This window comes from Pseudomonas shirazica (assembly GCF_015168335.1).
In the GTDB taxonomy this organism is placed as follows: domain Bacteria; phylum Pseudomonadota; class Gammaproteobacteria; order Pseudomonadales; family Pseudomonadaceae; genus Aquipseudomonas; species Aquipseudomonas asiatica.
In genome coordinates this window covers 5,370,323-5,383,162 of record NZ_CP063456.1, presented here as the reverse complement: position 1 = coordinate 5,383,162, position 12,840 = coordinate 5,370,323, and the positions used below count along the sequence as shown (strand labels likewise).

Annotated in this window: 12 protein-coding genes and 1 pseudogene; 7 read left to right on the top strand and 6 right to left on the bottom strand. The window is 63.0% G+C overall.

Annotated features, from left to right (window positions below):
* Positions 1-3: 3 nt before the first annotated feature.
* The 4 genes and pseudogenes from coaBC to argB all read left to right on the top strand — a co-directional run bounded on the left by coaBC (position 4) and on the right by argB (position 4,124).
* On the top strand, positions 4-1,215 hold the full coding sequence (gene coaBC / locus IMX18_RS24845) for a bifunctional phosphopantothenoylcysteine decarboxylase/phosphopantothenate--cysteine ligase CoaBC (RefSeq protein WP_085721318.1): 1,212 nt from the start codon (positions 4-6) through the stop codon (positions 1,213-1,215).
* 5 nt (positions 1,216-1,220) lie between these two features.
* Positions 1,221-1,676, top strand: coding sequence for a dUTP diphosphatase (gene dut / locus IMX18_RS24840; protein ID WP_015272329.1), 456 nt, complete (start codon positions 1,221-1,223; stop codon positions 1,674-1,676).
* 144 nt (positions 1,677-1,820) lie between these two features.
* Positions 1,821-3,188: pseudogene (locus IMX18_RS24835) on the top strand (phosphomannomutase/phosphoglucomutase); the annotation flags it as partial.
* Between the two features lie 30 nt (positions 3,189-3,218).
* Positions 3,219-4,124: an acetylglutamate kinase gene (gene argB / locus IMX18_RS24830; protein ID WP_003258198.1), complete on the top strand. Its 906-nt coding sequence runs from the start codon at positions 3,219-3,221 to the stop codon at positions 4,122-4,124.
* A 180-nt stretch (positions 4,125-4,304) separates the two neighbouring features.
* Here the strand turns inward: argB and pyrE are convergent, their stop codons facing one another.
* Positions 4,305-4,946, bottom strand: coding sequence for an orotate phosphoribosyltransferase (gene pyrE / locus IMX18_RS24825; RefSeq protein WP_003253405.1), 642 nt, complete (start codon positions 4,944-4,946; stop codon positions 4,305-4,307).
* A gap of 80 nt (positions 4,947-5,026) precedes the next feature.
* Between pyrE and IMX18_RS24820 the strand changes: the two genes are divergently transcribed.
* Positions 5,027-5,806 carry an exodeoxyribonuclease III gene (locus tag IMX18_RS24820; protein WP_003253401.1) on the top strand — a complete coding sequence of 260 codons (780 nt, stop codon included), beginning with the start codon at positions 5,027-5,029 and terminating at the stop codon, positions 5,804-5,806.
* A 115-nt stretch (positions 5,807-5,921) separates the two neighbouring features.
* Here IMX18_RS24820 and IMX18_RS24815 read toward each other — a convergent pair whose 3' ends face one another.
* Together IMX18_RS24815 and rph are read right to left on the bottom strand one after the other, a co-directional pair.
* The gene (locus tag IMX18_RS24815; protein WP_003258195.1) at positions 5,922-6,290 is read right to left on the bottom strand and encodes a DUF4870 domain-containing protein; all 369 of its coding nucleotides are present in this window, start codon (positions 6,288-6,290) and stop codon (positions 5,922-5,924) included.
* A 23-nt stretch (positions 6,291-6,313) separates the two neighbouring features.
* Positions 6,314-7,036 carry a ribonuclease PH gene (gene rph / locus IMX18_RS24810; protein WP_013974792.1) on the bottom strand — a complete coding sequence of 241 codons (723 nt, stop codon included), beginning with the start codon at positions 7,034-7,036 and terminating at the stop codon, positions 6,314-6,316.
* 228 nt (positions 7,037-7,264) lie between these two features.
* Here rph and IMX18_RS24805 point away from each other — a divergent pair, with 228 nt between their 5' ends.
* Positions 7,265-8,128 (top strand): YicC/YloC family endoribonuclease, encoded by an 864-nt coding sequence (locus IMX18_RS24805; RefSeq protein ID WP_015272331.1) that lies wholly within the window; start codon positions 7,265-7,267, stop codon positions 8,126-8,128.
* A gap of 13 nt (positions 8,129-8,141) precedes the next feature.
* Entirely contained in the window at positions 8,142-8,762 is a 621-nt protein-coding gene (gmk, locus tag IMX18_RS24800; RefSeq protein WP_015272332.1) for a guanylate kinase, read from the top strand.
* 124 nt (positions 8,763-8,886) lie between these two features.
* Here the strand turns inward: gmk and IMX18_RS24795 are convergent, their stop codons facing one another.
* The 3 genes from IMX18_RS24795 to IMX18_RS24785 all read right to left on the bottom strand — a co-directional run bounded on the left by IMX18_RS24795 (position 8,887) and on the right by IMX18_RS24785 (position 12,702).
* Positions 8,887-10,428 (bottom strand): APC family permease, encoded by a 1,542-nt coding sequence (locus tag IMX18_RS24795; RefSeq protein WP_013974795.1) that lies wholly within the window; start codon positions 10,426-10,428, stop codon positions 8,887-8,889.
* A gap of 113 nt (positions 10,429-10,541) precedes the next feature.
* The gene (locus IMX18_RS24790) at positions 10,542-11,315 is read right to left on the bottom strand and encodes a gamma-glutamyl-gamma-aminobutyrate hydrolase family protein (RefSeq protein WP_015272333.1); all 774 of its coding nucleotides are present in this window, start codon (positions 11,313-11,315) and stop codon (positions 10,542-10,544) included.
* A gap of 4 nt (positions 11,316-11,319) precedes the next feature.
* The gene (locus IMX18_RS24785; RefSeq protein ID WP_015272334.1) at positions 11,320-12,702 is read right to left on the bottom strand and encodes a glutamine synthetase family protein; all 1,383 of its coding nucleotides are present in this window, start codon (positions 12,700-12,702) and stop codon (positions 11,320-11,322) included.
* Positions 12,703-12,840: the final 138 nt, after the last annotated feature.

Here is a 12,840-nt window from a genome sequence, read left to right as displayed (position 1 = left end):
CCTATGCAGCGGCTGTATCGCAAGCGCATCGTTCTCGGCGTGGGTGGCGGCATTGCCGCCTACAAAAGCGCCGAACTGATTCGCCGACTCCTGGAGCACGGCGCGCAGGTGCGCGTCGTCATGACCCGTGGTGGTGCAGAGTTCATCACCCCGCTAACCCTGCAAGCGCTGTCAGGCCACCCGGTGCACATGGACCTGCTCGACCCTGCCGCCGAAGCGGCCATGGGCCACATCGAACTGGCCAAGTGGGCTGACCTGGTGCTGATCGCCCCGGCCACCGCCGACCTCATGGCGCGCATGGCCCAAGGCATGGCCGACGACCTGCTGACCACCTTGGTACTGGCTACCGATGCCACTGTCGCCGTGGCCCCGGCCATGAACCAGGCCATGTGGCGCGACCCGGCCACCCAGGCCAACCTCGAACTGCTCAAGAGCCGGGGCATCCAGGTGTTCGGCCCAGCGTCCGGCAGCCAGGCCTGTGGCGACGTCGGCCTGGGCCGCATGCTCGAAGCCACCGACCTGGCCTGGTGTGCCGCGGAAAGCTTCAAGCGCCAGGCCCTGACCGGCAAGCACGTGCTGATCACTGCCGGCCCGACCCAGGAAAACATCGACCCGGTGCGCTACATCACCAATCATAGCTCCGGCAAGATGGGCTTCGCCTTGGCTGAAGCCGCCGCCGAAGCCGGGGCTCGGGTCACCCTCGTCACCGGCCCGGTGCACCTGCCGACCCCCGACCGGGTCAGCCGTATCGACGTGGTCAGCGCGCGGGACATGCTCGCGGCCTGTGAAGCGGCCATGCCATACGACCTGTTCATTGCCTCTGCGGCGGTAGCGGACTACCGCCCGGAAGTCGTTGCCACGCAAAAACTGAAGAAAGATCCTACGACCGGCGACGGCATGCTGCTGCAGATGGTGCGCAATCCCGATATCCTTGCCACCATCGCTGGCCGCGCCGACCGCCCGTTCAGCGTCGGTTTCGCCGCCGAGACCGAGCACTTGCTCGATTACGCCACGCGCAAGCTAAAGGACAAGAACCTCGACCTGATCGTCGCCAATGATGTGGCCAACCCCAGCATCGGCTTCAACAGCGAGGAAAACGCCTTGACCGTGATCGACCGCCAGCAGCACCAGACCCTCTTCGCGCAGACCAGCAAGGGCAAGATTGCCCGGCAACTGGTCGCCTTCATCGCCGAACGACTCAATCAGGTTCAATAAGTTACATGCACGCTCTTCAAGCCAAGATCCTCGACCCACGCCTGGGCACCGAATTCCCCCTGCCGCAGTACGCCACCCCCGGCTCCGCCGGCCTGGACCTGCGCGCCCTGCTCAAGGAAGACACCGTCCTCGAGCCAGGCCAGACCCTGCTGATCCCCACCGGCCTGTCGATCTACATCGGCGACCCTGGCCTGGCGGCGGTGATCTTGCCGCGCTCGGGCCTGGGCCATAAGCACGGCATCGTGCTGGGCAACCTGGTCGGGCTGATCGACTCGGACTACCAGGGCGAGTTGATGGTGTCGTGCTGGAACCGCGGCAACACACCGTTCACCATCGCCGTTGGCGAGCGCATTGCCCAGCTGGTGCTGGTACCGGTGGTACAGGCCCATTTCGACATCGTCGAAGCGTTCGATGAAAGCCAGCGCGGCGCTGGCGGCTTCGGCCATTCCGGCAGCCACTGAGCCGAGAAATGACCGTTCAGGCCAAGGATGGCGAACTCTCTGGCGAAACCACCGTCCAAGCGTTCAGTTTGCGCCTGCCCAGAAAGCCTTTGACTAATGGAGCTTCCAGAGATGAACGACATGGCCCACCTGGTCCCCGCCGCACTGCCAGACAGCATTTTCCGCGCGTATGACATTCGCGGCGTGGTCGGCAAAACCCTTCACGCCGAAACCGCCTACTGGATCGGCCGCGCCATCGGCGCGCAGAGCCTGGCCCAGGGCGAACCGCAGGTTTCGGTCGGCCGCGATGGCCGCCTGTCCGGCCCGATGCTGGTCGAACAGCTGATCAAGGGCCTGGTCGATGCCGGCTGCCAGGTCAGCGACGTCGGTCTGGTGCCCACCCCCGCCCTGTATTACGCAGCCAACGTGCTGGCCGGCAAGTCCGGCGTGATGCTGACCGGTAGCCACAACCCGTCTGACTACAACGGCTTCAAGATCGTCATCGCTGGCGATACCCTGGCCAACGAACAGATCCAGGCCCTGCTGACCCGATTGAAAACCAACGACCTGACCCTCGCCGAAGGCCGCGTGGAAAAGGTCGAGATCCTTGACCGCTACTTCCAGCAGATCGTCGAGGACGTGAAGCTGGCCAAGAAGCTCAAGGTGGTCGTGGACTGCGGCAACGGTGCCGCCGGCGTGGTCGCGCCGCAACTGATCGAAGCCCTGGGCTGCGAAGTGATCCCGCTGTTCTGCGAAGTCGACGGCAACTTCCCCAACCACCACCCGGACCCGGGCAAGCCGGAGAACCTCGAAGACCTGATCGCCAAGGTCAAGGAAACCGGTGCCGACATCGGCCTGGCCTTCGACGGTGACGGCGACCGCGTCGGCGTGGTGACCAACACCGGCAGCATCGTCTACCCCGATCGCCTGCTGATGCTGTTTGCCCAGGACGTACTGTCGCGCAACCCGGGTGCCGAGATCATTTTCGACGTGAAGTGCACCCGTCGCCTGACCCCGCTGATCGAGCAGCACGGCGGCCGCGCACTGATGTGGAAGACCGGCCACTCGCTGATCAAGAAGAAAATGAAGCAGACCGGCTCGCTGCTGGCCGGCGAGATGAGCGGTCACATCTTCATCAAGGAACGCTGGTACGGTTTCGACGACGGCATCTACAGCGCCGCGCGCCTGCTGGAGATCCTCAGCAAGGCCGGGAAGAGTGCCGAAAACCTGTTCGCCGCGTTCCCGAACGATATTTCCACGCCGGAAATCAATATTGATGTGACCGACGAGGGTAAATTCAGCATCATTGATGCACTGCAACGCGACGCCGACTGGGGCGAAGCCAACCTGACCACCATCGACGGTGTGCGGGTGGACTACGCCCACGGCTGGGGCCTGGTTCGCGCCTCCAACACCACCCCGGTGCTGGTGCTGCGCTTCGAGGCTGACAGCGACGCCGAATTGCAACGTATCAAGGATGTTTTCCGTACCCAGTTGCTGCGGGTTGAGCCTGAGCTGCAACTGCCGTTCTGACCGACTATCTGTTCCTTACAGGAGCCCTGCATGACCCTCGATCGCGATGCCGCTTCCCATGTAGCCGAGGTTTTGTCCGAAGCACTGCCTTACATCCGCCGCTTTGTCGGCAAGACCCTGGTGATCAAGTACGGCGGCAACGCGATGGAGAGCGAGGAGCTCAAGACCGGCTTCGCCCGTGACATCGTGCTGATGAAGGCTGTGGGCATCAACCCGGTGGTGGTCCACGGTGGTGGCCCGCAGATCGGCGACCTGCTCAAGCGCCTGTCGATCGAAAGCCACTTCATCGACGGCATGCGCGTCACCGACTCGGCGACCATGGACGTGGTGGAGATGGTGCTGGGTGGCCAGGTCAACAAGGACATCGTCAACCTGATCAACCGCCACGGCGGCAGCGCCATCGGCCTGACCGGCAAGGACGCGGAGCTGATCCGCGCCCGCAAGCTGACCGTCAGCCGCCAGACGCCCGAGATGACCACCCCGGAAATCATCGACATCGGCCACGTGGGCGAAGTGGTGAGTGTGAACACCGACCTGCTGAACATGCTGGTGAAGGGCGACTTCATCCCGGTGATCGCGCCGATCGGCGTGGGTGCCAACGGTGAGTCGTACAACATCAACGCCGACCTGGTGGCGGGCAAGGTAGCCGAGGCGCTGAAGGCCGAGAAGCTGATGCTGCTGACCAACATCGCCGGCCTGATGGACAAGCAGGGCGAGGTACTGACCGGCCTGACCACCGAGCAGGTCAATGAACTGATCGCCGACGGCACCATCTACGGCGGCATGCTGCCGAAGATCAAGTGCGCGCTGGATGCCGTGCAGGGCGGTGTGAATAGCTCCCACATCATCGACGGCCGCGTGCCGAATGCGGTGCTGCTGGAGATCTTCACCGACAGCGGCGTGGGTACCCTGATTACCAACCGCAAGCAGCGCTGATTGGTTGGTTAGCCTGCACTGGCCCTATCGCCGGCAAGCCAGCTCCCACAGAGATCCCACAAGATATGAAACCTGTGGGGTATTTGTGGGAGCGGGCATGCCCGCGAAGAGGCCGGAACAGGCGACACAAAAAAAGGCGACCTTCACAAGAAGGTCGCCTTTTTCATTTCCAGGCCCGAATCAGATACCGTACTGCGCCCGGTAAGCCTCGACCGCCGGCAGATGCTGCTTCAGCTGCGGGTCATCGGCCAGGAACTCCAGCACCTGGGTCAGCGAAACGATGCTGACCACCGGAATACCGAAGTCGCGTTCCACTTCCTGGATCGCCGACAGCTCGCCATTGCCACGCTCTTCGCGGTTCAGCGCGATCAGCACGCCAGCGGCCTTGGCCTGCTGGGCATTGATGATCTGCATGACCTCACGAATGGCGGTACCGGCGGTGATCACGTCGTCGATGATCAGTACGTCACCGGCCAGCGGTGCACCGACCAGGCTGCCACCTTCACCGTGGTCCTTGGCTTCCTTGCGGTTGAAGCACCATGGCACATCGAGCTGATGCTGATCGGCAAGGGCCACGGCAGTTGTCGCTGCAAGCGGGATACCCTTGTAGGCCGGGCCGAACAGCACATCGAACGGGATCTTGCTGTCGACGATGGCTGCGGCATAGCAACGGCCCAGTTCGGCCAGGGCGGAACCGGTGTTGAACAGGCCGGCATTGAAGAAATACGGGCTGGTACGCCCCGATTTCAGGGTGAATTCACCGAAACGCAGTACCCCGCGATCGATGGCAAAACGGATGAAGTCGCGCTGATACGGCTGCATGGATAGTCCCGGACACCACGGATTTAGCTAAATGGGTTGAGCTCGGGTATCATACACGCACGAGATTTTTGGGGCCATTTATGCGGATCATCAGTGTGAACGTAAATGGCATTCAGGCTGCGGCCGAGCGTGGTTTGCTCAGCTGGCTGCAAGCCCAGAATGCCGACGTCATCTGCCTTCAGGATACCCGCGCCTCGGCCTTTGAACTCGATGACCCAGCTTTCCAGCTCGATGGCTATTTCCTTTATGCCTGCGACGCGGAGGTGCCTGCCCAAGGTGGTGTGGCCCTGTATTCGCGCATGCAGCCCAAGGCAGTCATCACCGGCCTGGGCTTCGAGACAGCCGACCGCTACGGGCGTTACCTGCAAGCAGATTTCGACAAAGTCAGTATTGCCAGCCTGCTGCTGCCTTCGGGTATGAACGGCGACGAAGACTTGAACCAGAAGTTCAAGTTGATGGACGACTTCGCCAAGTACCTGGACAAACAGCGTCGCAAGCGTCGCGAATACATCTACTGCGGCTCGTTCTACGTGGCGCAGCAGAAGCTCGATATCAAGAACTGGCGTGACAGCCAGCAGTCGCCGGGTTTCCTGGCGCCGGAGCGTGCCTGGATGGATGCGATCACCGGCGAGATGGGTTACGTCGACGCCCTGCGCGAAGTCAGCCGTGAAGGCGACCAGTACAGCTGGTGGCCGGACAACGAGCAGGCCGAGATGCTCAACCTGGGCTACCGGTTCGACTACCAGATCCTCACCCCGGGCCTGCGCCGCTTCGTGCGCAATGCCCGCCTGCCGCGTCAGCCGCGCTTCTCCCAGCATGCGCCGCTGATCGTCGACTATGACTGGACGTTGACCATCTGAAGGCATGGGGCCGCTTTGCGGCCCTATCGCGACACAAGGCCGCTCCTACAGGGGAATGCACATCCCTTGTAGGAGCGGCCTTGTGTCGCGATAGGGCTGCAAAGCAGCCCCAGCTTTATTTGATCGGCCGCCAGATCATCGGGTAGCGATACGGCTTGCCCTCATTCGCCCGCACAGCCGCAATGATGATCAGGATCATCACCGCGACCATCAGCATGGCGAACAGCACCAGCCCGATGAACACGAACATCAGCAGGAAGCAGATGAACCCGGCAATGGTCACGCTGATCTGAAAATTCAGCGCCTCTTTGCCCTGGGCGTCGATGAAAGGGTCTTGCTCGCGCTTGAGGTGCCAAAGCACCAGCGGGCCCAGCAAGTGCCCGAGCGGCACCACCAGGCCCAGCAGCGCGGAGAGGTGGCAGAACATCGCCCACTGCCGGATTTCGGCATTGGGCGGGGTGATCGACAGGTTCGATTCGCTCATGCCCCGCACCTCCCTGGCTGGGTTCAGTCGGCCAGTGCCGCCTGCTGCAGTTCGAAGATCTCGCTCATGCCCTTCTGCGCCAGGGCGAGCATGGCGTTGAAGTCTTCAGGCTGGAACGGCGCACCTTCAGCAGTACCCTGCACTTCGATGAAACCACCGGCGCTGGTCATGACCACGTTCAGGTCGGTTTCGGCGGCGGAGTCTTCCAGGTAGTCCAGGTCGAGCACCGCTTCGCCCTGATACATGCCCACCGACACTGCGGCGATCATGTGCTTGAGCGGGTTGCCGGCTTTCAGGCCACCGCGCTTCTTGATCACCGCCAGGGCATCGCACAGAGCGACCATTGCACCGGTGATGGACGCGGTACGGGTGCCACCATCGGCCTGGATCACGTCGCAGTCGACGTACAGGGTGATATCACCGAGCTTGCTCATGTCCAGCGCGGCGCGCAGCGAACGGCCGATCAGACGCTGGATTTCCAGGGTGCGGCCACCCTGCTTGCCACGGCTGGCTTCACGCTGGTTACGCTCGCCGGTGGAGCGCGGCAGCATGCCGTACTCGGCAGTCAGCCAGCCTTGGCCCTGGCCTTTGAGAAAGCGCGGCACACCGTTTTCCACGCTGACCGTGCAGATGACCTTGGTGTCACCGAACTCGACCAGTACCGACCCTTCGGCGTGCTTGGTGTAGTTGCGGGTAATGCGGATCGAGCGGAGCTGATCGGCGGCGCGACCACTTGGACGTTTCATCTGGGATACCTGTACTGGGACTTTGAATCTGCCGAGCATTATAGAGCCCATGGCCCGGGGAAGACATGCCTATTGTCGCGCCCGGCACAGCCCGTCGCCTTTTCCTACCGGCCAGGCCACCCGTCGGTAACATGGGTGGATTGGGCGCCAAGGCCCCACTGCGCTACAATCCTGCGCCTTGCAGCCGAGAGGCTCCCACCGTTCATTCATATACGCGAGGTACTCCCCATGGTGCACAGCATGACCGCTTTTGCTCGTGTCGAGCGCGCCGGCAGCCAAGGCACCCTGGTCTGGGAGCTGCGTTCGGTCAACCACCGTTACCTGGAGCCGCACCTGCGCCTGCCCGAGGCCCTGCGCGACCTCGAAGGCGCCGTGCGTGAAGGGCTGCGCCAAGGCCTGTCGCGGGGCAAGGTAGAATGCACCTTGCGCCTCAACGAAGACAGCAACGGCAAACCGCTGAAGGTGGACCGCGAGCGCGCCGCGCAGCTGGTTGCCGCCGCCGAGGAAGTGGCCGGCCTGATCAAGCAGCCGGCACCACTGAACCCGCTGGAGGTGCTGTCCTGGCCAGGCGTGTTGGTGGCCGACGCCAACGATCCGCAGGCACTGAATACCGAAGCCATGGCGTTGTTCGATGAGGCGCTGGCCGAGCTCAAGGCCGGGCGTCAGCGTGAAGGCCTGGAACTGGCCCGGCTGATCAACGAACGCCTGGACAACATGGCCAGCGAAGTCACCACCCTGCGCGCCCTGGTGCCGCAGATGCTGGCAGCACAGCGGCAGAAGATCCTCGACCGCTTCGGCGATATGCAGGCCGAACTCGACCCGCAACGTCTGGAGCAGGAGATGGTGCTACTGGCCCAGAAGAGCGACGTGGCCGAGGAGCTCGACCGCCTCAGCACCCACGTCACCGAAGTGCGCCGTGTGCTCAAGGGTGGCGGTGCTGCCGGCCGGCGCCTGGACTTCCTGATGCAGGAACTCAACCGCGAGGCCAACACCCTCGGCTCCAAGGCCTTCGACCCACGCAGCACGCAAGCGGCGGTCAACCTGAAGGTATTGATCGAACAGATGCGTGAACAAGTACAGAACATCGAGTAAGGCCACCCCGACCATGAAGCAAAGCAGCGGCACTCTCTACATCGTTTCGGCCCCTTCGGGCGCCGGCAAGACCAGCCTGGTCACTGCCCTGACCCAGGACGACTCGCAAATCCGCGTCTCGGTCTCGCACACTACCCGGGCCATGCGCCCGGGTGAGCAGCACGGGGTGAACTACCACTTCGTCGTCCACGAGGAATTCAAGGCTCTGATCGACCAAGGCGACTTCCTGGAGCATGCCGAGGTGTTCGGCAACTTCTACGGCACCTCGCGCAGCGCCATGCAGCAGACCCTGAACCAGGGTTACGACCTGATCCTGGAAATCGACTGGCAAGGCGCCCAGCAGGTACGCAAGCTGATGCCGCAGGCTTTGTCGGTGTTCATCCTGCCACCAAGCCAGCAGGCACTGCGCGAGCGCCTGGACGGCCGCGGGCAGGACAGCGAAGAAATCATCGCCGGGCGCATGAAGGAAGCGGTCAGCGAGATGGTGCACTACGACGAGTATGACTACGTGATCATCAACGATGACTTCGACGAGGCGCTGGAAGACTTGAAGGCAGTGTTCCGCTCGAACCGCCTGCTGCTGAACAAGCAGCAACAGCGCAACAGCGGGCTTCTGAAAGAACTGCTCTCCTGAAAGACCGCATGGGGCTGCTTTGCAGCCCATTCGCAGCACAAGGCTGCTCCTACAATGGCGCAATGTACGCCATCGATGTAGGAGCAGCCTTGTGCTGCGAATGGGGCGCGAAGCGCCCCCAGCCTTATTCCTGCAATGGCAAGGTAGCCTGCTGACGCAGGGTAGCCCCCAGGAAGTACGCCGGCGCGCGCAGCCGCGACAGCATCATCAGCACGATCCCCAGCACCGAGATGATCGCGGCGATCACGAACACCAGCCCCAGCCCGCCCACATGCGAGCCGCTGCCGAAGTCCGGCGAGGCGCTGTCGATGGCTGTACGCACGAAGATAACCGACAAGATCACCCCACCCACCAGCGGGCACAAGCCGCGCATGAGGAAGTGGCGCAGGCTGTCGAACAGGCTGTGGCGGAAGTACCAGACACAGGCAAAGGCCGTCAGCGAATAGTAGAAGCAGATCATCATGCCCAGTGCAGTGATGGTATCTGCCAACACGTTCTCGCTCAGGGTGCGCATGGTCACGTAGAACAGACCCGCGGCCACGCCGGCGCAGATGGTGGCGTAACGCGGGGTCTGCGAACGAGGGCAGACGCTGGCGAACTTCTGCGGCACCGCACCGTAGTAACCCATGGCCAACAGTGTGCGCGCCGGCGACACGAAGGTCGACTGCAGCGACGCCGCGGTGCTGGCCAGCACCGCGATGGACATCAGGATCGCCAGCGGCCCCATGACCGGGCCGGCCAGGTGAGCGAAGACGTTTTCCTGGATGCGCGGGTTGTTAAGGCCCAGGCCTTGTTCGCTGATACCGGCAAACTGCAGGGTGGCAATCGCGGTGAACAGGTACAGGCCGAGGATCAGCAGCACGGTCCAGGTGGCCGCCTTGCCCGGCACCTCGTCACTGCCGACCGATTCCTCGCTGACAGTCAGGCACACGTCCCAGCCCCAGAAGATGAAGATCGACAGCGACAGCCCGGCGGCAAAGGCCGAGAAAGATTCGACGCCGAACGGGTTGAACCAGGCGAAATCGAATTCCAGCGGTGGCGGCGCCGTGGTTTCGCCGAAAGCGGCAAAGGCAAAGCCGATCAGCACCAGCAACTGCAGGGCCACCAGGCCGTATTGCACCGTCATGGTGGTGGTCATGCCGCGGCAGCAGATCCACACCGCCAGGGCGATGAACACGCAACAGGTGGTTATGTTGATGAGCAGGTTGTCGGCCAATGCCGCCAGTTCATGCTTGCCGGTGATCTGACCAAGGAACAGGTAGAAGAAGTCGACCGCCACCCCTGCCAGGTTCGACAACACGATGGTGGTGGCGACCACCAGACCCCAGCCACCGATCCAGCCGATCATCGGACCGAAGGCACGCGCCGACCAGGTAAACGAAGTACCGCTGTCCGGCTCCGCCGAGTTCAGTTCGCGATAGCCCAAGGCTACCAACAGCATCGGCAGGAAGCCGACGATGAATACCGCTGGCAGGTGCGCGCCCACTTCACGCACGGTCGGGCCAAGGGCGCCGGTCAGGGTGTAGACCGGGGCGATGGTGGAAATGCCCAGCACCACGCTGGCCAGCAAGCCCAGCCGGCCGGTGGCCAGCCCCTTGCTGCGCTGGGTGTTGCCCGCGTCGGCCGCCACATCGGGTGGGCGGCCGGCTTCTGTGTAATTGCTCATGAGTATTTGCCGTAAATTTTGGAATTGTTTTCACAGGCCTTGCGTACAAGGCCCGCTTTCACTCATTGAAAGCTTGCTGCCGGGAACAAGTCATCCGAGACCTTCGGGTGACGTCAGAGTGCCTCCTGCCGTGCGCCCTCCCGTGTTGCATAGGCAAAACAGGCCTCGCGAAACGCCTGGAACAGGCGCAACGAGACCGGGTTTTCGGTAAATCGCCACTCCGGGTGCCATTGCACGCCGAGCACAAAGCCCGGCGCGGCAGGCATGGACACCGCTTCGATCAGGCCATCCGGGGCCCGTGCCTCGACGCGCAGGCCCGGGGCCAGGCGGTCGATGCCCTGGCTGTGCAGCGAGTTGACCTCGAACTGCGCCGCCAGGCCCAGGCGCTCGAACAACCCGCCAGGCTCGATACCGACAAGGTGACGAGGGCCGTATTGCACCTCCAGAGGTGCGTCCTCTGGTTCACGGTGGTCCAGGTAGCCGGGCAGTTCCTGCACGCGCTGGTGCAGGCTGCCGCCCAGGGCCACGTTCAATTCCTGGTAGCCACGGCAAATACAGAACACCGGCACACCGGCGGCAATGGCCGCCTGCAACAGCGGCAGGGTCAGGCGATCGCGTGCCAGATCGTGCCGGGTACCTGCCGCGCTGGGGGCGCCATTGTAATGATGCGGTTCGATATTTGAAGGTGAGCCGGTAAAAACAATGCCATGCAGACGGGCCAGCAGCGCCTGCGTGTCGCTGCCCCCGTCACGGGCCGGCAAGATCAATGGCAAGCCGGCAAAGCCGGCCGCCTCGACATACTTGTCGCCTACCGTATGCGACGAGTTCTTCCCCACCTGCTGGCGGCAGGCGCTGACACCGATCAAGGGGACCGCATTTGCGCTCATGGGTTTACACCGTGTGCAGGTACCAGTTGTACTCGAGATCGGAAATCGACACTTCGAACTCGGCCAGTTCGCTTTCCTTGCAGGCCACGAAGATATCGATGTAATCCGGGCTGATGTATTGGTTGAGGACTTCGCTGTCGTCCAGTGCGCGCAGGGCATCGCGCAGGTTGTTTGGCAGGCTCTGCTCCAACTGTTCGTAGGAATTGCCTTCGATCGGCGCCTGCGGCTCGACCTGGTTGGTCAGGCCGTGGTGAACACCGGCGAGGATCGCCGCGAGCATCAGGTAGGGGTTGGCGTCGGCACCGGCCACGCGGTGCTCGAGGCGCACGTTATCGCTGCTGTCGGTGGGCACGCGCACGGCCACGGTGCGGTTGTCCAGGCCCCAGCTTGGCGCATTGGGCACGTAGAACTGCGCGCCGAAGCGGCGGTAGGAGTTGATGTTCGGGCAGAGGAAGGCCATCGACGCCGGCATGGTCTCCAGCACACCACCGATGGCATGGCGCAGCGCGTCGCTTTGCAGCGGGTCGTCACTGGCGAAGATGTTCTTGCCGGTTTTCTTGTCCAGCAACGAAATGTGCACGTGCAGGCCATTGCCTGCCTGGCCCGGGTAGGGCTTCGCCATGAAGGTGGTATCCATCTCATGGTCGTAGGCAACGTTCTTGATCAGGCGCTTGAGCAGGATCGCGTAGTCGCAGGCCTTCAGTGGGTCGGCCACATGGTGCAGGTTGACCTCGAACTGTGCCGGGGCGCTTTCCTTGACGATGGCGTCGGCGGGCAGGCCTTGCTCCTTGGCCGCTTCGAGCATGTCCTGCAGGCAGTCGGCATATTCATCGAGGTCGTCGATCAGGTACACCTGGGTCGACTGCGGGCGTTTGCCGGAAATCGGCGAGCGCGGCGGCTGCGGGCGACCGTTGAGGTTGTCCTGGTCGATCAGGTAGAACTCCAGCTCGAACGCGGCGCAGATATCCAGGCCCAGGTCATCGAACTTGCTCACCACCTGGCGCAGTACTTCGCGCGGGTCGGCGAAGAACGGCTGGCCATCCAGTTCGTGCATGGTCATCAGCAGCTGGGCGGTGGGGCGCTTCTGCCACGGCTCGTCCGACAGCGTGCCGGGGATCGGGAAGCAGATGCGGTCGGCATCGCCGATGTCCAGGCCAAGGCCGGTGCTCTCGACGGTGGACCCGTTGATGTCCAGGGCGAACAGCGATGCTGGCAGGTTGATGCCCTTCTCGTACACCTTGTGCAGGCTGGCCCGCTCGATGCGCTTGCCACGTACCACGCCGTTCATGTCGGAGATCAACAGGTCGACGTACTGCGTGTCCGGATGGGCCTGGAGGAAGTCATTCATCTCGCTGGAAGAACTGGCGCACGGGGTTACCGACGTCATGGCTGTACATCCTTTGATTTGCTGCGGCGATGTGGGGGATACGGCTGGCGCCTCACGGGCGACGATGGTTGCAGCTGTTGTTCTTTTCACTTTCCCATCGTGGGGATTGGTTACCCGACCGGGCGCATTGATTCCCGG

Bases quoted from the DNA above. Each gene is read 5' to 3' on its own strand.
- IMX18_RS24805 (WP_015272331.1), top strand. From the start codon at position 7,265: ATGGTGCACAGCATGACCGCTTTTGCTCGTGTCGAGCGCGCCGGCAGC.
- coaBC (WP_085721318.1), top strand. From the start codon at position 4: ATGCAGCGGCTGTATCGCAAGCGCATCGTTCTCGGCGTGGGTGGCGGC.
- IMX18_RS24790 (WP_015272333.1), bottom strand. From the start codon at position 11,315: ATGAGCGCAAATGCGGTCCCCTTGATCGGTGTCAGCGCCTGCCGCCAG.
- gmk (WP_015272332.1), top strand. From the start codon at position 8,142: ATGAAGCAAAGCAGCGGCACTCTCTACATCGTTTCGGCCCCTTCGGGC.
- IMX18_RS24795 (WP_013974795.1), bottom strand. From the start codon at position 10,428: ATGAGCAATTACACAGAAGCCGGCCGCCCACCCGATGTGGCGGCCGAC.
- IMX18_RS24820 (WP_003253401.1), top strand. From the start codon at position 5,027: ATGCGGATCATCAGTGTGAACGTAAATGGCATTCAGGCTGCGGCCGAG.
- argB (WP_003258198.1), top strand. From the start codon at position 3,219: ATGACCCTCGATCGCGATGCCGCTTCCCATGTAGCCGAGGTTTTGTCC.
- rph (WP_013974792.1), bottom strand. From the start codon at position 7,036: ATGAAACGTCCAAGTGGTCGCGCCGCCGATCAGCTCCGCTCGATCCGC.
- IMX18_RS24785 (WP_015272334.1), bottom strand. From the start codon at position 12,702: ATGACGTCGGTAACCCCGTGCGCCAGTTCTTCCAGCGAGATGAATGAC.
- IMX18_RS24815 (WP_003258195.1), bottom strand. From the start codon at position 6,290: ATGAGCGAATCGAACCTGTCGATCACCCCGCCCAATGCCGAAATCCGG.
- dut (WP_015272329.1), top strand. From the start codon at position 1,221: ATGCACGCTCTTCAAGCCAAGATCCTCGACCCACGCCTGGGCACCGAA.
- pyrE (WP_003253405.1), bottom strand. From the start codon at position 4,946: ATGCAGCCGTATCAGCGCGACTTCATCCGTTTTGCCATCGATCGCGGG.